The sequence below is a fragment of the Pseudomonas sp. GW822-FHT04H02 genome (assembly GCF_058800645.1).
Genome location: NZ_JBXAMM010000010.1, coordinates 190187 through 213143, shown reverse-complemented (window position 1 = coordinate 213143; position 22957 = coordinate 190187). Strand labels below are relative to the sequence as shown.

Genomic DNA, 22957 nt, shown 5'->3' with positions numbered 1-22957 from the left:
GGCCGGCTCCTACAGGCCTGTGTAGGAGCCGGCTTGCCGGCGAAGGACTCAACCGAGCTTCTGCGCCAACACCGCAATATGCTCCGGCCCAATGCCGCAGCAACCGCCCACATGGCTGGCACCGCGCTGGTGCCAGTCCGCTACCCAGTGCAGATAACCCGGCGGGTCCAGGTCTTCACGCAGCGGGCACAGGCCATCGTTGGCGGTGGCATCCTCGGGCTGCGGCGGGAAGGCGTTGGCGTATACGCCGATATGGATCTGCACCCCCAAGCGCTCGAAGGTTTCACGAGCCGCATCCACTGCCGCACCAATCACTTCCGGCTGGCTGCAGTTGAACAGCAGGGTCTGCACGCCCAACTGCGCCGCCGCTGCCGCCGCTTCTGCCACCGGTTCGCCGGAACGCAGGCGTGGCACTTCATCGACGTCTTCATCCTTCAGGGTGAAGGACAGCCAGAACGGCTTGCCGTCCTTGGGCAATCCGGCGTGGATGGCCCGCGCCTCGGCGATGGAGCTTTGGGTTTCTGCGAGCCACAGGTCCACGAAAGGCGACAGGCCCTTGACCAGCGGGCTCAGCACTTCCTCGACCCGGGACGCATCGAACAGGTCCGGGCGATAGGAACCGAACAGCGGCGGCAACGAACCCGCGACCCGCACTGGCTTGCCAGAGGCCTCTACTGCGCGGCGCGCCAGCTCACCGGCCAGAGCCGCCAGGGCTTGGCCTTCAGCGGCAAAACGTTCCTCGCCGATATGAAACGGCACCACCGCGTAGCTGTTGCTGGTGATCACGTTGGCACCGCTGTCGATATAGGCCGCGTGCACCGCCTCCACCGCCCGGGGGTCTTCGCTCAATGCCAGTGCCGACCACTCGGGTTGCCGGAACGGCGCACCACGGCGCTGCAACTCGCGACCCATACCGCCATCCAGAATTACCGTGCTACCTGCGCCCATATGCTTTTCACTCATATGCTTATGAAAATAACTCACTATCAGAGTCGTTCTTATAACTATTTAATACGCACCATTCAGTTAATAACAACTCTTTTTCAGTCAGGTTTTCGATGAATTTCAAACCGCTGCTGGCCCTCGGCCTGACCGTTCTCGCCGCCTCCTCCCAAGCCTTCGCCGGCGCCACCCTGGAACGTATCGAGCAGAAAAAGGAGCTGGTCGGGGTGCTGATGGAAAGCTACCCGCCCTTCTCCTTCCTCAACGAGCAGAACCAGCTGGACGGCTTCGACGTCGACGTGGCCAAGGCCGTGGCCGACAAGCTCGGGGTCAGGCTGCGCCTGGAAACCCCGTCCTGGGATGTGATCGCCGCCGGACGCTGGAGCGGGCGCTACGACATCTGCATCTGCTCCATGACCCCGAGCAAGGCCCGCGCCGAGGTCTTCGACTTCCCGGTGCAGTACTACGCCTCGCCGGCGGTGATCGTGGTCAACGCCAAGGATGAACGGATCCACGGCGCCCAGGACCTGAGCGACAAGAAGGTCGGCCTCACCGCCGCCTCCAGCTACGAGGGCTACCTGAACAAGAACCTGGTGATCGAAGGCGCCGAGGACACCCACCTGCAATACCCCTTCGAGAATGTGCAGATCGCCCCCTACGACACCGACAACGTGGCCTTCCAGGACCTCGGCCTGGGCCCGGGTGTACGCCTGGATGCGATCCTCACCAACCTGGTCACCGCCCAGCCGCGCCTGACCCAGGACTCGCGCTTCAAGCTGGCCGGCGAGCCGCTGTACGCCGAGCCCAACTCGGTGGCCATCGAGAAAGGCGATGCCCAGTGGAATGCCAAGGTGCGTGAAGTCTTCGCCCAGCTGAAGCAGGACGGCACCCTGAGCAAGCTGTCGCAGAAATGGATCGGCGCCGACATCAGCCAATGACCGCCTACACGCCACCGCCGCAGCCACCACAAGCGGTGGCTGCACCGCTGCTCAAGCGCCTGCTGGGCTTTCGCACCCGCCTGTACCTGACCTGGGCCGCGTTGCTGGTGCTGTTCGCCAGCTTCTTCCTGAGCTTCGATCTGAAGTTCTCGATCATCCTCGACAAGCTGCCGAACCTGCTGGGCCTGCACCTGTCCCCCAGTGGTTTCCTCCAGGGCGCGGCGCTGACCCTGTTCCTTTGCGCCTGCTCCATCGTCGCCTCGTCGCTGCTGGGCTTTGTCACCGCACTGGCGCGGCTGTCCTCGAGCGCCGTGGCGTTCGGCATCGCCAGCTTCTACGCCTCGTTCTTTCGCGGCACACCGCTGCTGATCCAGATCCTGCTGATCTACCTCGGCCTGCCACAACTGGGGGTGGTGCCGGGCGCCATTACCGCCGGGATCATCGCCCTGTCGCTGAACTACGGCGCCTACCTCAGCGAGATCTTCCGCGCCGGCATCCTCGGCGTGCCCCATGGCCAGAGCCAGGCCGCCCTGGCCCTGGGCATGAGCGACAGCGTGATCTTCTGGCAGGTGACCCTGCCCCAGGCCATGCGTACCATCATTCCGCCGGCCACCAACCAGTTCATCTCGATGCTCAAGGACTCGTCGCTGATCTCGGTAATGGGAGTCTGGGAAGTGATGTTCCTGGCCCAGTCCTACGGCCGTTCCAGCTACCGCTACATCGAAATGCTCAGCACCGCGGCGCTGATCTACTGGCTGCTGTCCATCGGCCTGGAACTGATCCAGGCGCGGATGGAAAGGCATTACGGCAAGGGTTACGTTCAGCGCGGGTGAAGCTCAAGGGCGCAGGGAAACCACGCCCATCTGCAGGCCGAAAGGCTTGAACACCGCGTTCAGCGACTTGAGGGTCGGGTTGCCGTCGCCGTGTTCGATATGGATCAGGGTACGCAGGGAAATCCGGCACATCCTGGCGAACTGGCTCTGATGCAACCCGGTGACTTCAGTGCGCAGGCGCTTGACCGCATCACCAACCGACAAACGCCCAGCGGCCAGTTCCTGGCGGATGTTATCGATCAGCAGGCCGCGCTGTTCCAGGGTCGTAGTCATCGCAAACCCCACTCCTGCAGGCGTCGATCCAGGTCACGCAGGTAAATGCGCGGGTGATTCAGGGTGGCCTCGGGCAAGCCCCCGGCACTCAGCAGGTCCGGCAGGGCCCGTAGCCGTTCGGCATCTTCGCGCAGGCGCGTCAGCGCAGCATCGGGATCGATCAGCGGCTTGAGGCTGGCACACACCTGGCGCCAGTCGATATCACCCGCCACTTCCATCCGGCCGGGCCATTTGGTGCTGCGGGTAATGCCCTTGTCATCCATCACTCGAGGCGCCAGATCGTGGATCGGCGCCAACTGCACCTGGCCCTCGTGACGGATGATCCAGGTATTGCGCCCATGGTTGGCCGAGTTGCCAAGGATCTTGTTGAGCAGGTCCCGACGCAGGTAGTCGGCCACCAGCTCCGGGATCGCCGAGGCCTGCCCGGCGGTTCGCCAGAGTTCGGCCAGCAGCCCCAGGACCTTGGTGTGCCGCATGCCCAGGCTCTGGCCGGGCAACCCCGCCAGGGAATAGATGGACTCCAGCGCCAGCCGTTCCACACCCTGCCCGTGCAGGCGACGATCAAAGCGTCGCATCCACAGGCTCGGCTGCCGCTCCTCTTCCAGGGCCAGGCCTTGGGCGGGAACCGTATCGATGCCCAGCTGCTGCAGCGCCCGGTAGTAGTGGAACTCGCTTCTGAGCATGTCGCAGTCATTTGGCGTCGCCTGCTCTGGCGGGCATTTCACCAGCCAGTGGCACGCCGCCAACCTGTCTTCCAACAGCGCATCGGGGTACAGCAACCCGTCACGCCCCTGGGTCAGCAGCAGCTTCGTCGCCTCGCCAACGGCACCGGTGGCCCCGCTCATTGCCGCTCCCTGTTCATGGGCGTATTCAAGAAAGCGGTTGTCGCGGGCGCTGACCTCTGCCCGGGAGAACCCCAGCAGCGGCCGTTCATTCATGGCGGCAAGGGACTCCTTGATCCGCAGATTGCCCATGGGGGCCGCGCTGGATCGGGCCAGCAGGAACAAGTCGGGGGCAATGCCGGCGGGGCGCGCGCCCACCGAGCGCTCGGCCAAAAAACGCTGCATGGTGAGCGTCGGCGCAATGTCATACAGGAACGCCGGGGCGCCCGGACTGCGCAGCAGTTCCCAGGTCAGCGGCAGACGCACACTCACCGATCCCGCCAGCGGCGTGGCAAAGGCTTCCAGATTGCCTGCCAGGTACGACTGCTCATAACCCAGACGGCAAGGGCTGGTGAAACCCTGCTCGGGATGCTCGAAAATCAGGGTCATCGCATCGCTCCACGTCCCCGCGCGATGGACCTGTAAAGTCAGCTGTAGCATTCATTACCTGCAATTTAATGCACTTTTGGTGCGTCATTACCTCTGCGAAATGCATTGTAATGCAGATACAGCCGATTTTTGCAGACAATAAGTGCACTAAAATGCACTCAGGCAAATCGTAGACAAAAAAAGGGAGGCCGTAGCCTCCCCGAGGTAAAGCGTTGCAGATGAAGGCCTGAACTCAGCCTTCGATCTCGATCAGGATCTCGCCCGGGTTGACCCGGTCGCCCTTGGCCACATGGATCGCCACGACCTTGCCGGCAACCGCTGCCTGGACTTCGGTCTCCATCTTCATGGCTTCGGTGATCAGTACCGCCTGGCCGGCCTTGACCGTGTCGCCTTCCTTGACCAGCACATCGACGATGTTGCCCGGCATGGTGGTGCTGACATGGCCCGGGGCGCTCGCCTGCTTGCGCTTGCTGCCACCACCGCCGACGAATTCGTTGAGAGGTTCGAACACCACCTCTTCCGGCATGCCGTCGATGGACAGGTAGAAGTGGCGCTTGCCTTCGGCCTTGACCCCGACGCCGGTGATGTCGACGCGGTAGGTCTCGCCGTGGACGTCGATGACGAACTCGGTGGGCACGCCTTCACCGCCCGGCTTGCTCACGCCGCCCGCTTCAGGAATCGGCAGCAGCACTTCCGGAACCAGGGTGCCGGCCTCACGCTCTTCGAGGAACTTGCGCCCGATGTCCGGGAACATGGCGTAGGTCAGCACGTCTTCTTCGGAATGCGCCAGGGCGCCGATTTCGCCACGCAGCTTGGTCATTTCCGGCTTCAGCAGGTCGGCGGGACGTACATCGATCACCTCCTCGCTGCCGATGGCCTGGCGCCGCAGTTTCTCGTCGACTTCCCCCGGAGCCTTGCCGTAGCCGCCTTGCAGGTAGAGCTTCACTTCGTTGGTGATGGTCTTGTAGCGCTCGCCAGCCAGGACGTTGAAGAACGCCTGGGTACCGACGATCTGCGAAGTCGGGGTCACCAGCGGCGGGTAGCCCAGGTCGTGACGGACCCGTGGAATCTCGGCCAGCACTTCGTTCATGCGGTTCAGGGCGCCCTGCTCTTTGAGCTGGTTGGCCAGGTTGGAAATCATCCCGCCCGGCACCTGGTTGACCTGCACCCGGGTATCGACCGCAGTGAATTCGCTTTCGAACTGGTGGTACTTCTTGCGCACGGCGTAGAAGTACAGGCCGATTTCCTGCAGCAGCTCCAGGTCCAGGCCGGTGTCGAACTCGCTGCCTTTGAGGGCTGCGACCATGGATTCGGTACCCGGGTGACTGGTGCCCCAGGCGAAGCTGGAGATGGCGGTGTCGATATGATCGGCGCCGTTCTCGATGGCCTTGAGTTGGCACATCGCGGCCAGGCCCGCGGTGTCATGGGAGTGGATGAACACCGGCAGCGACAGCTCGGCCTTCAGCGCCTTGACCAGCTCGCCGGTGGCGTAAGGGGTCAACAGGCCGGCCATGTCCTTGATCGCGATGGAGTCGCAGCCCATGGCTTCCATCTGCTTGCCCTGGGCCACGAAGGCCTCGATGGTGTGCACCGGGCTGGTGGTGTAGGCGATGGTGCCCTGGGCGTGCTTGCCGGCGGCTTTCACCGCTTCGATGGCGACCCGCAGGTTACGCACGTCGTTCATGGCGTCGAAGATGCGGAACACGTCGATGCCATTGACCGCCGCCTTGGCCACGAAGGCCTTGACCACGTCATCGCTGTAATGGCGGTAGCCCAGCAGGTTCTGGCCGCGCAGGAGCATCTGCAGGCGGGTGTTGGGCAGCGCGGCGCGCAGTTTGCGCAGGCGCTCCCAGGGGTCTTCCTTGAGAAAGCGCACGCAGGCATCGAAGGTGGCGCCGCCCCAGACTTCCAGGGACCAGTAGCCGACTTTGTCGAGCTTGTCGCAGATCGGCAGCATGTCGTCGGTGCGCATGCGGGTCGCCAGCAGCGATTGGTGGGCGTCGCGCAGGATGGTGTCGGTTACATGAATCTTCTTGGACATTGTTTTATTCCTCACAGGCCTGCGTGGGCGGCAATGGCGGCGGCGATGGCCAGGGCCAGCTCTTCGGGTTTGCGCTTGATCGAGTAGTTGGTCAGTTCCGGGTGGCTCTCAACGAAGCTGGTGTTGAACTGACCGCTGCGGAATTCCGGGTTACGCAGGATTTCCTGGTAATAGGCGGCGGTGGTCTTGACCCCTTGCAGGCGCATGTCGTCCAGGGCGCGCAGGCCACGGTCCATCGCTTCTTCCCAGGTCAGGGCCCAGACCACGAGTTTCAGGCACATGGAGTCGTAGAACGGCGGAATGGTGTAGCCGGTGTAGATCGCCGTGTCGGTGCGCACGCCCGGGCCGCCGGGGGCGTAGTAGCGGGTGATCTTGCCGAAGCTGGGCAGGAAGTTGTTCTTCGGGTCCTCGGCATTGATCCGGAACTGCAGGGCAAAGCCGCGGTGCTGGATGTCTTCCTGTTTCACCGAGAGCGGCAGGCCGGAAGCAATGCGGATCTGCTCGCGGACGATATCGATGCCGGTGATTTCTTCGGTGATGGTGTGTTCCACCTGCACCCGGGTGTTCATCTCCATGAAGTACACCTCGCCCTCGGCGAGCAGGAACTCCACGGTGCCGGCGTTCTCGTAGCCCACGGCCTTGGCCGCGCGCACCGACAGGTCGCCGATGTAGGCGCGCTGTTCCGGGGTCAGCTGCGGGCTCGGGGCAATCTCGATGAGCTTCTGGTTGCGGCGCTGGATCGAGCAGTCGCGCTCGAACAGGTGCACCACGTTGCCAAAGCTGTCACCGAGGATCTGCGCTTCGATGTGCTTGGGATTGACGATGCACTTTTCCAGGAACACTTCCGCCGAACCGAAGGCCTTGGTGGCTTCGGAAATGACCCGGGGGAAAGCCTGCTCCAGCTCTTCACGGCTGTTGCAACGACGGATGCCGCGCCCGCCACCACCGGAGGTGGCCTTGAGCATCACCGGGTAGCCGATGCGGTCGCCTTCGGACAGGGCTTCGTGGATATCGGCCACGTTGCCTTCGGTGCCCGGAGTCACCGGCACGCCCGCCTTGATCATGCTGCGGCGGGCTTCGGTCTTGTCGCCCATGCGGCGGATCACTTCCGCCGACGGGCCAATGAACTTGATTCCACGTTCGGCGCAGATGTCCGCCAGTTCGGCGTTTTCCGAGAGAAACCCATAGCCGGGATGCAGCGCATCACAGCCGGTTTCCACCGCCAGGTTCACCAGTTTGCGTGGGTTCAGGTAGCCGGCCAGCGGCTCGGCGCCAATGCTGTGGGCCTCATCCGCGCGCTTTACATGCAAGGCATGGCGATCGGCGTCGGAGAAGATCGCTACCGAACGGATGCCCATTTCCGCGCAGGCACGCACGATTCGTACGGCAATCTCACCACGGTTGGCGATCAGGATCTTTTTTATCACTTGGAGGTTCCCTTGAGCCGTTGAAACAGACGACCCGCTAGACCGAGTCGGCGCGTGACCAAATGTTTCAAGTCAGTCGCAGCGACACACTAGCTCTGCAGAGGGATTAACAAAAATCAATAATTATTGGGTTGGCCATAAGTAAAGACTTATAGTCATGCCACCAGCCCTTGGCGCGAGCCCTCAAGAAATGCGCAAGTCCTTGATGAGACTGACATTGCGTCAGTTGCAGATTTTCAATGAAGTCTGCGATCTACGCTCCTACAGCCGCGCCGCCGATGAAATGTCCCTCACCCAGCCCGCGGTCAGCCTGCAGATTCGCCAGTTGGAGGAGCTGATCGGCCAGCCGCTGTTCGACTATGTGGGCAAGAAGCTCTACATGACCGAAGCCGCCGAAGCGCTGCAACGGGCCAGCCGGGACATCTTCGGGCGCCTGGAGAACCTCGACATGCAGCTCTCCGACATGCAGGGTTCGCTGCAGGGCCAGCTCAAGCTGGCCATCGAATCCAGCGCCAAGTACTTCGTGCCGCACCTGTTCGCCGCCTTCAAGCGCCAGCACCCGGAAGTGCACCTGCAACTGACGGTGGTCAACCGCTCCCAGGTGATCCGCCGGCTCTCGGACAATCGCGACGACCTGGTGATCATGTCCATGGTGCCCCAGGACATGGAGCTGGAGTTCCTGCCCTTCCTCAACAACCCGATCGTCGCGGTGGCCCCGCCGGAGCACGCCCTGAGCCACATGGGCCCGCTGCGCCTGCAGGACCTGGAGCCCTACACGCTGGTACTGCGCGAACAGGGTTCAGGCACACGCCTGGCGTGCGAGGAGTATTTCAAGGAGAAGCGCGTGCACTTCACCCAGATCCTTGAAGTGTCGTCGGCCGAGGCTCAGCGCGAGTGCGTGCGGGCAGGTCTGGGCGTGGCCTTGTTGACGCGCCACGCCCTGAACCTTGAGTTGGCGACCGGCGGGTTGGTCGAGTTGCCGGTCGAAGAGCTGCCATTGCTGCGCAGCTGGTGCCTGGTGCAGGCCAAAGCCAAGCGCCTGTCACCGGTAGCGCATGCGTTCCTGGGATTCATCCGCAGCGAACGGGTGCAGATCAGCGGCTTGGTTGAACGCTTCGACGGGAAGCTGCGGGCGCCGCCTGCCAGTAATTGACGGCGTCCAGCTCGGGGTAATCGTTGATTTGCTGCTGTAACTGACGCAGCTCGAAGCGGTGTTCGATCGCACGACGAAATTCCATGCGGCGCTGGTCTTCCTGCTGACGACGGGTCTTGACTGCGCTGTTGCTCTCTTCGTAAGGCCGGGCCATTTCGAGTCTCCCAATGCGAGTACGGAAGCTTCACGATGGACGTCGGCGGTTACGGTTTGGCGGCGGGTCGGTTACAGGACGATGAACATTCACAGCGCCTACCTTTCTGTAGGAGCTGGCTTGCCAGCGAAGGCATCGGTCAGCGCGATGCACAACCCCGAGGCCTCATCACCGGCCAGAGAGACTCAGTCGTCCAGGGCTTTCACCGACTTGGGCGACAGGCGCAGGCTGCGCAAGCTGCGCTTGACGCTCTTGAGGTGGTTCACCAGGCTCGGCCCGCGAGCCATGGCCACGCCCATCGCCAGCACGTCGATCACCACCAGGTGGGCGATACGCGAGGTCAGCGGGGTGTAGATCTCGGTGTCTTCATGCACGTCGATCGCCAGGTTGACCGTGGACAGTTCGGCCAACGGCGTCTGGCTCGGGCACAGGGTGATCAGCGAGGCGCCGCTTTCACGTACCAGGTTGGCGGTGATCAGCAGGTCCTTGGAACGACCGGACTGGGAAATGCAGATGGCGACATCGGTAGGCTTCAAGGTCACCGCCGACATCGCTTGCATGTGCGGGTCGGAATAGGCCGCTGCGGTCAGCAGCAAACGGAAGAACTTGTGCTGTGCATCCGCCGCTACCGCGCCCGAGGCACCAAAGCCGTAGAACTCCACGCGCTGGGCCTGGGACATGGCGGTCACCGCCTGCTGCAGGGCCACCGGATCGAGCTTCTCGCGGACCTCCATCAGGGTATGCAGGGTGGTGTCGAAGATCTTCAGGCTGTAGTCGGCGACCGAATCGTCTTCATGGATCGCGAATTGGCCGAAGCTGGCCCCGGCGGCAAGGCTCTGCGCCAGCTTGAGCTTGAGGTCCTGGAAGCCGGAGCAGCCGATGGCCCGGCAGAAGCGCACGATGGTCGGTTCACTGATGCCCACGCTGTGGGCCAGGTCCGCCATGGAACTGTGCATCACGGCCGCAGGATCAAGGAGCACGTGATCGGCGACCTTGAGTTCCGATTTGCGTAACAAATGACGTGACTGGGCGATGTGCTGCAACAGGTTCAAAGGGCTGGACTCATTGTTATTGGCTGACGCCGGGGATGTAGCAAGCTTGTAGTTATACTACAGGAATCGGCTTTTTGCCCGCCCAATGCATCACGAAGTTGCCTGCCTGCCCCCCATTTTCAGCCGGGTACGACTTATGTAGCCGTTGTGGCAGGCAGCCCTGGCGGCTACCGGCTCTGGGCCTGCAACAGCAGCGCGAGGCCTTCGGCGGCCACCGGGCGGCTGATCAGGTAGCCCTGCACCTCGTCGCAGTGTTCCGCCTTGAGGAAGGCCAGTTGCGCCGGGTCTTCCACCCCTTCGGCCACCACTTTCAACGACAGCCCATGAGCCATGGCGATGATCGCCCGGGTGATCGCCGCGTCCTCACCGCCCTCGGCCAGGCCGCGAATGAAGGCCTGATCGATCTTCACGTAATCCACCGGGATCCGTTTCAGGTAACTCAGGGACGAATAGCCAGTGCCGAAGTCGTCGATGGCCAGCTTGACCCCCAGGCCCCGCAGTTGCTGGAAGGTCGCGATGATGTGCTCGACGCTGTCCAGCAGTTGGCTTTCGGTCAGTTCCAGTTCGAGAAAATGCGGCTCCAGGCCTGTTTCTTCCAGCACCTGGCGCACCAGGCTCACCAGCTTGCCCTGGCGCAACTGATACACCGACAGGTTGACCGACACGCGAATCGGCTCCAGGCCCTGGCGTTGCCATTCGCAGGCTTGGCGGCACGCCTGGCGCAACACGAACTCGCCAATGGGGCCGATCAATCCGGTCTCTTCCGCCAGGCCGATGAAATCTCCCGGGGGCACCCGGCCCATGACGGGGTGATCCCAGCGCACCAGGGCCTCGGCGGCATTCAGACGGCCGCTGGCCAGGCACAGCTTGGGTTGGTAGAAGACCGTCAACTGGCCCTCCTCAATGGCCTTGCGCAGCTGGTTTTCCAGCTGCAGGCGCTCCAGGGTGCTGGCTTGCAGGCTCTCGGTATAGAACTGGAAATTGTTGCCGCCCAGGTGCTTGGCATGGGCCATGGCCATGTTCGCCTGGCTGATCAGGGCTGCGATCTCCCGGGCGCTGTCGGGCAGCATGCTGATGCCCATGGAAGCGCTGACCACCAGTTCATGGCCCTCGACGGTGATCGGCAGGCGCAGCTTGCTCAGCAGCCGGGTAGCGACCCGGGTCAGGCTCGACAGGCTGCCGTAAGCGTCGAACAGCACGGCGAATTCGTCCCCGGAAAGCCGGGCGATGGTGTCGGCTTCCGGCAAGGCATTGACCAGCCGCCGGGCCATCTTTTGCAGCAACTGGTCGGCCACTTCATGGCCAAGGCTGTCGTTGAGCAGCTTGAAACGGTCCAGGTTGATGTGCAGCAAGGCCAGGCTGCGGCCGCCCTGGCGCACCCTCTGATGGGCCTCGCGCAGGCGCTCGCGGAACAGCGAACGGTTGGCCAGCCCCGTGAGTTCGTCGTAATGGGTGAGGTAGCGCATGCGCTCCTCGGATTCGCGCCGTGCCGAAAGATCGGCGAAGAAGCCCACGATATGCCGGACTTTTCCTCGTTTATCACGCACGACATTCAATTGCAGCCATTGCGGGTAGAGCTCGCCGTTCTTGCGTGTCTCCACCAACTCGCCCTGCCAGCTGCCGTACTGTTCCAGGGCCTGGTGGATCAACGGGTAGTGCCGGCGCGCATCGCGGCTGCACGACAGCTCCACTACATTGCGCCCGAGCATGTCTTCGATCTGGTAGCCGGTGACCTGGCTGAAGGCCTGATTGGCGGCGATCAAGGCATAATCGGGGTCGAGGATGACGATGCCTTCGCTGGCCGCCTCGAACACCGTGGCCGCCAGGTTGCGCTGGACCTCCAGCTCCTTGTCGGCACTGATGTCGCGACGGGTGCCGGCCATGCGCAGCACCCGGCCACTGGGGCTGCGCTCCACGGCCCGGCCACGGTCCTCGATCCACACCCAGTGGCCGGCGCCGTGGCGTACCCGGTACTCCACCTGGTAATCGTCGCTGCGGCCCTTGAGGTGCTCCACCAGGGCGCGCTTGAGCAGGGGCAGGTCTTCCGGATGCAGGCGTGGCTTGAGATGGCTGAGCATGGCCGTGACATCTTCCGGCTCCAGGCCGAACAGCTCCTTGATCTGGGTGTGATGGACCTCGTCGGTCTGCAGGTTCCAGTCCCACAGCCCCAGCTCGCTGGCGTTCAGGGCCAGGGCCAGGCGCGCCTCGCTCTTGCTCAGGGCCTGGTTGGCGGCGTCCAGCTCCAGGCTGCGCTGGGCCACTCGCTGTTCCAGCCCGGTCTGGGCTTCGCGCAGTTGCTCCTCGGCACGGCGGCGCTGCTCCACTTCCCGGGCCAGCTCGCGGTTGAGCTGATCGCTGCGGCCCTGGGCATTCTGCAGGTGCTCGATCAGGGCCTGGTTCTGAAAGCGCCGCAGCAGGCCGCGCTGCATCAGGCGGTTGACCTGCCAGGCCACCACACTCAGGGACACCAGCAGGATCAGCCCGAGCCAGCCCCAGCCACGCTGCTGGTCGTCGCCGCCCCAGAACAGGTAGGCGATGGCCGGCAACAGACATGGCAAGGTGAATGAAAGGAAGGCCTGCAGGCTCACCGCGTAGGCTACGCTGGCCGACAGGATGGCCGCACCGATGAGGCCGAAGACCCAGGCCTGCTGCAGGAAATTGTCGGTGGGCACCAGGGCGATGCCGGCGCAGGCCAGGGTCAGGCCACTGACCGCCGAGCCCAGGAGAAACATGCGTTGCCACACCGGCTGTGCCTGGCGGCTGGGAATCGCCGAATCGAAGGCCGCCACCTGGATCACCCGCAAGGCCACCAGGGCCAGCAGCCAGACCATCCACACACTGAGCAACAGATAGCGCGCCGGGCTCCATAGCAGCCAGGTGCACACCAGGCCGTTGAGCAACATGAACAAGGTCGGCAGCAACGAGCCCTGGTACAGCAGGCGCGTACGCTCCACTGCCATCTCCACGGCGTAGTGCTGGCGGATGACCCGGGGCTCCACAAAGGGCCCGGACAGGTCGGGGTTAAGTGTCATAGGCAGTGTTCTTATAATGGTTGAGCCCGAAACGTCGCCGGAGCATACACAAGCAAAGCCCCGAGCCAAACTGCTCCAGGTCATAAAATCGATAAAACCGGATGGCCCGGCTTGCACCCTGAAAGCGTCCGGGCGAGAAGCGCCAATGGCTGGGGCCTGTGACCAACCGGTCGTCATCGGCGGCTGTTTTATCGGCTAATGCAAAGCCGGGTTTGCCCGGGGTGGCGCCGCCCCCTAGAATGCCCCGATGCGCGATGATCTCTCCCTCCTGTTGAACTCCCTCAACGACGCCCAACGCCAGGCCGTAGCCGCCTCCGTGGGTCGTCAGTTGGTCCTGGCCGGTGCTGGCTCCGGCAAAACCCGTGTGCTGGTGCACCGTATCGCCTGGTTGATCCAGGTCGAGAACGCCTCGCCCCACTCGATCCTGTCGGTGACCTTCACCAACAAGGCCGCAGCCGAGATGCGCCACCGCATCGAACAACTGCTGGGCATCAACCCGGCAGGCATGTGGGTCGGCACCTTCCACGGCCTGGCCCACCGCCTGCTGCGGGCCCACTGGCAGGAAGCGGGGCTGAGCCAGACCTTCCAGATCCTCGACAGCGACGACCAGCAACGCCTGGTCAAGCGGGTGATCCGCGAGCTGGGACTGGACGAACAGCGCTGGCCGGCCCGCCAGGCCCAGTGGTTCATTAACGGGCAGAAGGACGAAGGCCTGCGCCCGCAACATATCCAGGCCAGCGGCGACCTGTTCCTGGCCACCATGCGCGGCATCTATGAGGCCTACGAGGCCGCTTGCCAGCGTGCCGGGGTCATCGACTTCTCCGAACTGCTGCTGCGCGCCCTGGACCTGTGGCGCGACCACCCGGGTTTGCTGGCGCACTACCAGAAGCGTTTCCGCCACGTGCTGGTGGACGAGTTCCAGGACACCAACGCCGTGCAATACGCCTGGCTGCGGTTGCTGGCCCAGGGTGGCGACAGCCTGATGGTGGTGGGCGACGACGACCAGTCGATCTATGGCTGGCGCGGGGCGAAAATCGAGAACATCCACCAGTACTCCGCCGACTTCCCGGACACCGAAGTGATCCGCCTGGAGCAGAACTACCGCTCTACTGCGGGCATCCTCAAGGCTGCCAACGCCCTGATCGCCAACAACACCGGGCGCCTGGGCAAGGAGCTGTGGACCGACGGCGGCGACGGTGAAGCCATCAACCTGTATGCCGCCTTCAACGAGCACGATGAAGCCCGCTATGTAGTGGAAACCATCGAGAGCGCGCTGAAGACCGGCCTGGCCCGCAGCGACATCGCCATTCTCTACCGCTCCAACGCCCAGTCCCGGGTGCTGGAAGAAGCCTTGCTGCGCGAACGCATTCCGTACCGCATCTATGGCGGCCAGCGCTTCTTCGAGCGGGCGGAAATCAAGAACGCCATGGCTTACCTGCGCCTCCTGGAAGGCCGTGGCAACGACGCAGCCCTGGAACGGGTGATCAACGTGCCAGCCCGGGGCATCGGCGAGAAGACCGTCGAAGCCATCCGCGAGCATGCGCGCCACAGCGATGTATCGATGTGGGAAGCCATGCGCCAGCTGGTGGCCAATAAGGGCCTGACCGGGCGCGCTGCAGGTGCGCTGGGGGCCTTTATCGAACTGATCGAAAACCTCGCCGCCAAGACCCTGGAAATGCCCCTGCACCTGATGACCCAGACCGTCATCGAGCAGTCGGGGCTGATTGCCTACCACGAAGCGGAAAAAGGCGAAAAAGGCCAGGCCCGGGTGGAAAACCTCGAGGAACTGGTGAGCGCCGCGCGCAACTTCGAGAACACCGAAGAGGACGAAGACCTGACGCCCCTGGCGGCATTCCTCGGCCACGCTTCCCTGGAAGCCGGCGATACCCAGGCCGACGAGCATGAAGACAGCGTGCAACTGATGACCCTGCACAGCGCCAAGGGTCTGGAGTTCCCCTACGTGTTCCTGGTGGGCATGGAAGAAGGCCTGTTCCCCCACAAGATGAGCCTGGAAGAACCCGGCCGCCTTGAGGAAGAACGCCGGCTGGCGTATGTGGGCATTACCCGGGCAATGCAGAACCTGGTGATGACCTACGCGGAAACCCGACGCCTGTACGGCAGCGAAACCTACAACAAGGTGTCGCGTTTCGTGCGCGAGGTGCCCAAGGGGCTGATTCAGGAAGTGCGGCTGTCCAACAGCGTCAGCCGGCCTTTCGGCGGCGGCCAGTCACAAAGTACCAGCAGCCTGTTCGGCGGCAGCGAAATCCCGGACACCGGCCTGAGCCTCGGCCAGGCGGTACGGCACTCGGTGTTCGGCGACGGGGTGATCCTCAATTTCGAGGGCGCCGGCGCCCAGGCCCGGGTCCAGGTCAACTTCAGCGAAGGCAGCAAGTGGCTGATGCTCGGCTATGCCAAGCTGGAAGCCATCTAACCCCACCCGACCGTAGGAGCCGGCGTGCCGGCGAATCTCACTGGCGAAGCACCGCTTCGCCGGCAAGCCGGCTCCTACAGGTCGGTGCAGAAAAGGCAGCGCGAACATGGGCACAGGCTTTTTTTCCTCGTGGACATTCTGGGCCTTGTTGTCGGCAATTTTCGCTGCCTTGACGGCGATCTTCGCCAAAGTGGGGATAGAAAACGTCAATTCAGACTTCGCCACCCTGCTGCGCACCGTGGTGGTTCTTGTCAGCCTGGCCTTGATTTTGTACGCAACGGGCCAATATCAGTCCCTGGGATCAATTTCCCCCAAGAGCTACCTGTTCCTGCTGCTGTCCGGGCTGGCCACGGGCGCATCCTGGCTGTGCTATTTCCGCGCCTTGAAACTCGGCCCCGCTTCATTGGTGGCACCGGTGGACAAGCTCAGCGTGGTGTTCGTCGCGATCATCGGCGTGTGCCTGCTGGGAGAGAAGCTCGACCTGCGGCAGTGGAGCGGAATCGGCTTGATCACCGCAGGTGTGGTGCTACTGGCACTGCGCCGCTAACGGCTTTCGGGTTGAACCAGAGCCAGGTCTGCGGGGACCAAAAACCTATCGGCGAGCATGACGCCTGGCGAAGCTGAACCGAGCCTGTCAGGCAAAAGCCCGAAACATTATGCCGCTCGCCACTGACACTTCACCTGTGCAATATGGCGCGCGTGCCATCCACAAATGGGAACCCCTTTATGAAACGTTTTCTTAGCATCGCCATGGCGCTGTGCATCGGCCTGACGATGAGCCTCGACGCCAACGCCAAGCGCTTTGGTGGCGGCAAAAGCGTCGGCGCTGCCCCGACCCACCAAACCCGCCAGGCGGCGCCAACCGCTCCGGGCGCTCCCGCCGCTGCAGCCACCGCGGGCGCAGCCGGTGCCGCGGGCGCTGCTGCCAAGGCCGGCGGTGCTTCGCGCTGGCTCGGCCCTCTGGCCGGCATCGCTGCCGGTGGCCTGCTGGCCTCCATGTTCATGGGCGGCGGCTTCCAGGGCATGCAGATCTTCGACATCCTGATCATGGCGGTCATCGCCTTCGTGATCTTCCGCTTCATCGCCGCTCGTCGCCGCAAGCAGCAGGAGCAATACGCTCCAGCCGGCCACGCGCCGATGCAGCGCGAAGCCTTCGAGCCCCAGCAGCCTGCCGGCGGTTCGATCTTCGGTGGCTCGCCAGCGCCTGCCGCGCGTCCGGTAATCAACGCACCGGCCTGGTTCAATGAAGAGCGCTTCATTGAAGCGGCGCGCAGCCACTTCCAGTCCCTGCAGCAACACTGGGACGCCAACGAAATGGACAAGATCGCCGAGTTCGTGACCCCACAGATGCTGCAGTTCCTGAAACAGGAACGTGCCGATCTGGGCGACGGCTTCCAGTCGACCTACATCGACAACCTGCAAGTGCAGCTCGAAGGCGTGGATGACCGTGCCGACAAGACCATCGCCACCCTGACCTTCAGCGGTGTGTCGAAGACCTCGCGCTTCGACCAGGGCGAAGTGTTCAGCGAAAGCTGGAACATGGAACGCGCCCAGGGCGACAACCAGCCATGGCTGGTAGCAGGTATCCGCCAGAACGGCTGATTCATTCTGCTGTCACAGCTGTAAGGCAAAACCCCGACTCAGGTCGGGGTTTTGCATTTCACGATTGCACTTATAGCGAGCTACTGTATAAACCGCCGTCAAACAACCGCGCCATAGAGCTAAGAGGACCCAGGCCGTGGAAGAAGTCATCGAACAACTCCGGGAAGCCAACGAACCGGTACCCGTCCCCCTGGAACTGCCGGACGAAGACCAACTGGTGGAAATTGAAGAACAGCTGTTCATCAATATCCCGTTCGTCTTCAAGGAGTTCCTGTTGACGGTCAGCGACGTGGTTTACGGCAGCCTGGAACCTGTGACCGTCACCGATCCGCAATCCCATACCTACCTGCCGGAAGTGGCGGCGACCGCCTGGGACATGGGCGTGCCGCGCGAGCTGATCCCGATCTGCCAGGACGGCGACGATTACTACTGCGTCGAGGAAGACGGCACCGTGGTGCTGTGGTCCGGCGAAGAAGAGCTGATCACCGAAGAATCCTGGGAATCGGTGTGGCACTGGGCGCGGGACGTCTGGCTGGAAAGCTGAGACGCCGCCGCGGCCGCGTGCACCGCGGCGACTGAAACAGCTCGCCGGCACCCTGCCGGCGAGCGGCAAGGTCAATGCCCACTGTTGTCCTTGCTGTGGTCGAAGGTTTCGATCAGCGCCACCTGCATCCGCGTATGCACACGGATGAACCAGCGCCACAGGACCGCGGCCACCGCCGCCGCCACTACGGCGATCAACACCAGCAGTTCCAGGGTCGGCAGGATGCTCGACGAAAGCGCCGCCAGCAGCAGGAAAATCACCAGCAGCGACAGGATCGGGATCACCTCGGCGATCACCCGACGCACTCGCTGGGTATGGCGCCCGGCCATTTCCGGCTTGACCCCCATCTCCGCCAGCAACATCGACAGTGCCTTGAGCTTGCGATAGGCAGCAATCAGGAACGGCAGCGAAAGCAGCAGCGCCCCGCCCCAGATCAAGGCTTTCTGCCAGCTCGGCTCACTGACCCAATCTTCCAGGTAGGTGCCAATGCGCTTGGCGAAATAGCCACCGGAAAAGAAGATCGCCACCACCAGCGCCAGGTTCACCCCCACTTGCAGCAGGATCTTGCGGATCATCGTCGCCAGCAGCGCACCCTCGCCCTGGGGCTGGATGCTGCGCAACCACTCGCCATACATGCCCAGTACCCGGCTCAGGCGCTTGGGCAGGACCCCTGCCAGCTTCAGCGATAGCGGGTCCGCGGCACGGATCAGGTAGGGCGTGAGCAAGGTGGTGATGGCGGACACCGCCACCGCTACCGGGTAGAGGAAGTCGCTGGTGACCTGCAGGGTCATGCCCAGTGCGGCGATGATGAAGGAAAATTCGCCAATCTGTGACAGGCCCATGCCTACCCGCAGTGAGGTGCGTCCATCATTGCCGGCGATAAAGGCCCCCATGCCGCAGGACAGCATCTTGCCCAGCACCACCGCCACCGTGATCACGGCAATCGGCCAGGCGTATTGCAGGAGGATCTGCGGGTCGATCATCAGGCCGATGGCGACGAAGAAGATTGCGCTGAACAGGTCGCGAACCGGCTCGATCAACCGCTCGATCTTCAGCAACTGGCGGGACTCGGCCATGATCGCACCGATCAGGAAGGCCCCCAGGACCATGCTGTACTCCAGTTTGACCACCAGCAGGCAGAAGCCGAAACACAGCCCCAGCACGGTGATCAGCAGCATCTCGTTGCTGTCGAACCTGGCCACGTAGGCCAGCAGGCGCGGCACCAGCAGGATGCCGATCACCAGCGCCACGATCATGAACAGCGAAAGCTTGCCGACGGTGGAGAACACCTCGCCGGAACTCACCGTACCGCTGACCGCGATGCTCGACAGCAAGGCGATGATGCCGATGCCGAGGATGTCCTCGACGATCAGTACGCCGAAGATCAGCTGGGCGAAGCGCTCGTTCTTCATCTTCAGGTCATTGAGCGCCTTGACGATGATGGTGGTGGAGGAAATGGCCAGGATCGCCCCGAGGAACAGCGAATCCATGGTGCTCCAGCCGAACCAGCGGCCGATCTCGTAGCCGATCCAGATCATCAGGACGATTTCCAGGAACGCCGCGATAAAGGCCGTGGCCCCGACCTTGAACAGCTTGCGCAGGCTGAATTCCAGCCCCAGGCAGAACATCAGGAAAATCACCCCCAGCTCGGCCAGGGTCTTGATGGTCTGTTCGTCGTGGATCAGCCCGAAAGGCGGAGTGTGAGGGCCGATGATGAAGCCGGCGACTATGTAGCCCAGCACGACAGGCTGCTTGAGGCGATGGAAGAGGATGGTCACCACGCCTGCGACCAGCATGATCACGGCCAGGTCCTGAATGAAGCTGATGGCATGCATGGCCGGGGCTCTCCTTGGAATGCTGGGCGGGGGTGATCGCCTAAAAAGAATGTTCTGATCAGTAGAAGGAAATATCCAAAATAGAAGCGGAAAATGCCCTGGAACGGGTGTTTTGCAGGTTAACACCGCGACTTCCGGCAGGAAGGCGGTGCAATATTAGGAAACAGATCCACCAGGGCGTGACGACGTGGCCCGGCCCGGCGTCCCGTTATCGATGGTTTGAAAACCCTTTGGAGCCAGCACCCGCAGAGGTGCTCCAGCAACCCCTGCCCAGAACCGTGAGCGTGCTATGGAACCCGGAAACGCCCAACTGTCGATGACGGTATTGATGACCCCTGACATGGCCAATTTCTCTGGCAATGTCCACGGCGGCACCTTGCTCAAGTACCTCGATGAAGTCGCCTATGCCTGCGCCAGCCGTTACGCCGGCCGCTACGTGGTGACCCTGTCGGTGGACCAGGTGATCTTCCGCGAGCCGATCCATGTCGGCGAGCTGGTGACCTTCCTGGCCTCGGTCAACTACACCGGCAACACCTCCATGGAGGTGGGCATCAAGGTGGTCACCGAGAATATCCGCGAGCGTTCGGTGCGCCACACCAACAGCTGCTTCTTCACCATGGTGGCGGTGGACGACCAGCGCAAGCCGGCCCAGGTGCCGCCGCTGCAGCCGGAAACCGCCGACGGCAAGCGACGCTTTATCCAGGCCCGGCAGCGCCGGCAGATCCGCCAGGAACTGGAGCAGCGCTACCGGGAAATCAAGGCCGACGGCCCTTGATGCTCAAGCTGCACCGCTGATTCAGCAGGGCCACGGACGGTCCTCCCCCCTCCAGAGCCTCCAGCGCTCCGCCGCCACACTCCAACACCCGCCAGCAGGCTTCTGCGGTCATCCCGAATGGCCAGATCCATCCCTTTTTGACCACATCGAGAGTTATGCCCCCAGGGCACCGCTGCCAGAATCGAAGGGCAAGGCACAAACGCACTCCCCGCCCGGGGAGCCTTCGAGCCAACGAACGCGTGAGAACAATAAAAATGCCCAGCGCCAATGCTCTTTCCAGCAGCCCCCCTGCGTCCGCCCATAACACCAGCCTCGATGGCGGCTTCACCCACAGTGCCCAGGGCACCTCGCTGCGGCGCATCCTCGGCCTGCCGGCCCTGGTGTTCTTCGGCCTGGTGTACATGGTCCCGCTGACCGTCTTCACCACCTACGGCGTGGTCACCCAACTCACCGGCGGGCGCACCGCCGCAGCCTATGTGATCACCCTGCTGGCGATGATCTTCACCGCCCTTTCCTACAGCGTAATGGTCAAGAAATACCCCATTGCCGGCTCAGCCTATTCCTACGCCAGCCTCAGTTTCGGCCCGGGCATCGGCTTCCTTGCCGGCTGGTCGCTGCTGCTGGATTACCTGTTCCTGCCGATGATCAATTACCTGGTGATCGGCCTGTTCCTCAACCTGGCCTTCCCCGCCGTGCCGGCCTGGGTTTTCGTGGTGGCGACCATCAGCCTGGTGACGCTGCTGAACATCCGCGGCATCGGCTCGGTATCGAGCATGAGCAACCTGATCGTCTGCGCGCAGATGGTCTTCGTGGTGGTGTTCGTGGCCCTGGTGGTCCGCCAGTTGGCAGGGGCCGAGAGTCTGGACCTGAGCGCACCCTGGGTCGGCGATGGCAGCCAGGATGGGCTGTTGCCGCTGATGGCCGGGGCCGCGGTGCTGTGCCTGTCGTTCCTGGGCTTTGACGCGGTGTCGACCCTGGCCGAGGAAACCCGCGACCCGCGCCGGGACATCCCCCGGGCAATCGTCATCACCACCCTGGGCGCCGGCCTGCTGTTCATCCTGCTGGCCATGACCAGCCAGCTGGCGTTCCCCGGCAGCAGTTTCAAGGACGCCGACTCGGCGGCCAGCGAGGTCATGCTGCACGCCGGCGGACGCTTCCTGGAGATGTTCTTCACCGCCACCTATGTCGCCGGCGCCGCCGGTTCGGCCCTGGCATCCCAGGCCTCGGTATCGCGCATTCTGTTCAGCATGGGCCGTGACGGCATCCTGCCACGTCGGGTGTTCGGTACCCTGTCCGAGCGCTACAAGACCCCGGTGGTGGCCATTGTCCTGGTGTCGCTGGTGTCATTGCTGGCGGTGGTCATCGACCTCACCACCCTGGCGTCGATGATCAGCTTCGGTGCACTGGTGGCGTTCTCGGTGGTCAACCTGGCGGTGATCAAGAGTCACCTGGGCCAGGGCCAGCCGCGTAGCACCGCACGGCTGTTGCAGTACGGCCTGCTGCCGTTGATCGGCTTTGCCCTGATCGCCTGGCTGTGGACCAGCCTTTCGGCCCTGACCCTGGGCATCGGCCTGGCCTGGTTCGCCCTGGGCCTGCTGTACCTGGGCATACACACCCGGGGCTTTCGCCAGCCCGCGCCGATCGTGCAGTTTTCCGAGCAGGCCTGAGCCCGCCTTAGAAGCCGATCGGCGTGGCCTCGAAGCGCACCCGTGGGTGGGCGATGCGGTCCTGGGCGCGCACCAGCTCCAGCTCGTAACTGGCGCAGGCCTGGGTTTCCAGCAGTACTTCATGCACCGCCGCGGCGGTGAATTCGAAGGCCGCCACCAGGCTGTCCCCCAACAATACCCGGGCCAGGAACAGGCCTGAGGTCAGGTCGCCCACCCCCACCGGCTGGCGCGGGAACGCCAGTAATGGACGGCGCAGGTGCCAGCTGCCGTCAGCGGTCACCAGCAGCATCTCGAAACCGTCCGCCAGCTTGCCCGGGTAGTCCAGGTGCTTGACCAGCACCGCCCTGGGGCCCTTGTCCAGCAGCGACCGGGCCATGCCCAGGCAGTCGAACAGCGATTGCGGCTTGCGCCCGCAAAAGCTGTCCAGCTCCAGCTGGTTGGGGCAGAGAAAATCCGCCATGGCCACGGCCTCGTCCAGCAGGAAGTCGCTGACTTCAGCCGGCACGCTGCAGCCCTTCTCCGGGTGGCCCATCACCGGGTCACACAAGTACAGGGCCTTGGGATTGACTGCCTTGATCCGCGCCACACCGCTGAGGATCGCCCGGCCCTGGGCCGCGCTGCCCAGGTAGCCGGACAGCACCGCGTCGCAGTTGCCCAGCTCGCCGATGGCGGCAATGCCTTCCACCAGCTCGGGAATCTGCTGTGGCGCCAGCACTTCCCCGGCCCACTGACCATACTGAGTGTGGTTGGAGAACTGCACCGTATTCAGCGGCCAGACATTCACCCCGACCCGCTGCATGGGGAATACCGCGGCACTGTTGCCGGCGTGGCCGAAAACCACATGGGACTGGATCGCAAGCAGGTGGGGCGTACGTTTCATGCAGGATTTTCCATAAAACCGGTGGAATTCAAGCCGCGCAGTATGCGACTAAACGCAGCCTGTACGACAGACCGGAGTCGCAGTTAAGCTGACGCCACCTCGTTGGA

The 22957-nt window shown here is 63.4% G+C and carries 19 protein-coding genes; 9 read left to right on the top strand and 10 right to left on the bottom strand.

The features are described 5' to 3' along the window. Nucleotides 1-48: 48 nt before the first annotated feature. Nucleotides 49-948 (bottom strand): homocysteine S-methyltransferase family protein, encoded by a 900-nt coding sequence (locus tag AC1RMG_RS31910; RefSeq protein ID WP_103291485.1) that lies wholly within the window; start codon nucleotides 946-948, stop codon nucleotides 49-51. Nucleotides 949-1058: 110 nt separating this feature from the next. On the opposite strand from AC1RMG_RS31910, the gene AC1RMG_RS31905 reads away from it, so the two are divergent. Both AC1RMG_RS31905 and AC1RMG_RS31900 read left to right on the top strand, forming a co-directional pair. Beyond that, nucleotides 1059-1880, top strand: a complete 822-nt coding sequence (locus AC1RMG_RS31905) for an ABC transporter substrate-binding protein (protein WP_011064318.1) — start codon at nucleotides 1059-1061, stop codon at nucleotides 1878-1880. After that, nucleotides 1877-2713 (top strand): amino acid ABC transporter permease, encoded by an 837-nt coding sequence (locus tag AC1RMG_RS31900; protein ID WP_493171031.1) that lies wholly within the window; start codon nucleotides 1877-1879, stop codon nucleotides 2711-2713. The genes AC1RMG_RS31905 and AC1RMG_RS31900 overlap by 4 nt, the downstream gene beginning before the upstream one ends. A 3-nt stretch (nucleotides 2714-2716) precedes the next feature. Here AC1RMG_RS31900 and AC1RMG_RS31895 read toward each other — a convergent pair whose 3' ends face one another. The 4 genes from AC1RMG_RS31895 to AC1RMG_RS31880 all read right to left on the bottom strand — a co-directional run bounded on the left by AC1RMG_RS31895 (nucleotide 2717) and on the right by AC1RMG_RS31880 (nucleotide 7725). After that, entirely contained in the window at nucleotides 2717-2986 is a 270-nt protein-coding gene (locus AC1RMG_RS31895) for a helix-turn-helix domain-containing protein (protein WP_011064320.1), read from the bottom strand. Further along, the gene (locus tag AC1RMG_RS31890; protein ID WP_123577250.1) at nucleotides 2983-4257 is read right to left on the bottom strand and encodes a type II toxin-antitoxin system HipA family toxin; all 1275 of its coding nucleotides are present in this window, start codon (nucleotides 4255-4257) and stop codon (nucleotides 2983-2985) included. The genes AC1RMG_RS31895 and AC1RMG_RS31890 overlap by 4 nt, the downstream gene beginning before the upstream one ends. Nucleotides 4258-4489: 232 nt before the next feature. Then, a complete protein-coding gene (gene oadA / locus AC1RMG_RS31885; protein ID WP_011064322.1) occupies nucleotides 4490-6298 on the bottom strand; it encodes a sodium-extruding oxaloacetate decarboxylase subunit alpha in 1809 nt (602 codons plus the stop codon). Nucleotides 6299-6309: 11 nt separating this feature from the next. After that, nucleotides 6310-7725 (bottom strand): acetyl-CoA carboxylase biotin carboxylase subunit, encoded by a 1416-nt coding sequence (locus AC1RMG_RS31880; protein WP_015637534.1) that lies wholly within the window; start codon nucleotides 7723-7725, stop codon nucleotides 6310-6312. Nucleotides 7726-7915: 190 nt separating this feature from the next. On the opposite strand from AC1RMG_RS31880, the gene AC1RMG_RS31875 reads away from it, so the two are divergent. Next, complete coding sequence (locus tag AC1RMG_RS31875) at nucleotides 7916-8878, top strand: LysR family transcriptional regulator (protein ID WP_410037215.1); 963 nt, start codon at nucleotides 7916-7918, stop codon at nucleotides 8876-8878. On the opposite strand, the gene AC1RMG_RS31870 is transcribed toward AC1RMG_RS31875, so the two are convergent. The 3 genes from AC1RMG_RS31870 to AC1RMG_RS31860 form a co-directional block, all read right to left on the bottom strand. Continuing rightward, on the bottom strand, nucleotides 8820-9032 hold the full coding sequence (locus tag AC1RMG_RS31870; protein WP_072451902.1) for a PA3496 family putative envelope integrity protein: 213 nt from the start codon (nucleotides 9030-9032) through the stop codon (nucleotides 8820-8822). The genes AC1RMG_RS31875 and AC1RMG_RS31870 overlap by 59 nt on opposite strands. Nucleotides 9033-9217: 185 nt before the next feature. After that, a complete protein-coding gene (hexR, locus tag AC1RMG_RS31865) occupies nucleotides 9218-10084 on the bottom strand; it encodes a transcriptional regulator HexR (RefSeq protein ID WP_011064325.1) in 867 nt (288 codons plus the stop codon). A 167-nt stretch (nucleotides 10085-10251) separates the two neighbouring features. Continuing rightward, nucleotides 10252-13116: a putative bifunctional diguanylate cyclase/phosphodiesterase gene (locus AC1RMG_RS31860; RefSeq protein WP_011064326.1), complete on the bottom strand. Its 2865-nt coding sequence runs from the start codon at nucleotides 13114-13116 to the stop codon at nucleotides 10252-10254. Nucleotides 13117-13363: 247 nt separating this feature from the next. On the opposite strand from AC1RMG_RS31860, the gene uvrD reads away from it, so the two are divergent. The 4 genes from uvrD to AC1RMG_RS31840 all read left to right on the top strand — a co-directional run bounded on the left by uvrD (nucleotide 13364) and on the right by AC1RMG_RS31840 (nucleotide 17693). Beyond that, nucleotides 13364-15547 (top strand): DNA helicase II, encoded by a 2184-nt coding sequence (gene uvrD, locus AC1RMG_RS31855; RefSeq protein WP_011064327.1) that lies wholly within the window; start codon nucleotides 13364-13366, stop codon nucleotides 15545-15547. Nucleotides 15548-15653: 106 nt separating this feature from the next. Further along, nucleotides 15654-16094 carry an EamA family transporter gene (locus AC1RMG_RS31850; RefSeq protein WP_011064328.1) on the top strand — a complete coding sequence of 147 codons (441 nt, stop codon included), beginning with the start codon at nucleotides 15654-15656 and terminating at the stop codon, nucleotides 16092-16094. A 179-nt stretch (nucleotides 16095-16273) separates the two neighbouring features. Further along, on the top strand, nucleotides 16274-17149 hold the full coding sequence (locus AC1RMG_RS31845; RefSeq protein ID WP_011064329.1) for a Tim44 domain-containing protein: 876 nt from the start codon (nucleotides 16274-16276) through the stop codon (nucleotides 17147-17149). Nucleotides 17150-17285: 136 nt separating this feature from the next. Beyond that, entirely contained in the window at nucleotides 17286-17693 is a 408-nt protein-coding gene (locus tag AC1RMG_RS31840) for an SMI1/KNR4 family protein (protein ID WP_011064330.1), read from the top strand. 71 nt (nucleotides 17694-17764) lie between these two features. Here the strand turns inward: AC1RMG_RS31840 and AC1RMG_RS31835 are convergent, their stop codons facing one another. Continuing rightward, nucleotides 17765-19528: a cation:proton antiporter gene (locus AC1RMG_RS31835; protein WP_011064331.1), complete on the bottom strand. Its 1764-nt coding sequence runs from the start codon at nucleotides 19526-19528 to the stop codon at nucleotides 17765-17767. 289 nt (nucleotides 19529-19817) lie between these two features. On the opposite strand from AC1RMG_RS31835, the gene AC1RMG_RS31830 reads away from it, so the two are divergent. Then, complete coding sequence (locus tag AC1RMG_RS31830) at nucleotides 19818-20303, top strand: acyl-CoA thioesterase (RefSeq protein ID WP_011064332.1); 486 nt, start codon at nucleotides 19818-19820, stop codon at nucleotides 20301-20303. A 254-nt stretch (nucleotides 20304-20557) separates the two neighbouring features. Next, nucleotides 20558-21970, top strand: coding sequence for an APC family permease (locus tag AC1RMG_RS31825; RefSeq protein ID WP_493171028.1), 1413 nt, complete (start codon nucleotides 20558-20560; stop codon nucleotides 21968-21970). A gap of 7 nt (nucleotides 21971-21977) precedes the next feature. Here AC1RMG_RS31825 and pdxY read toward each other — a convergent pair whose 3' ends face one another. After that, nucleotides 21978-22850, bottom strand: a complete 873-nt coding sequence (pdxY, locus tag AC1RMG_RS31820; protein ID WP_015637539.1) for a pyridoxal kinase PdxY — start codon at nucleotides 22848-22850, stop codon at nucleotides 21978-21980. Nucleotides 22851-22957: the final 107 nt, after the last annotated feature.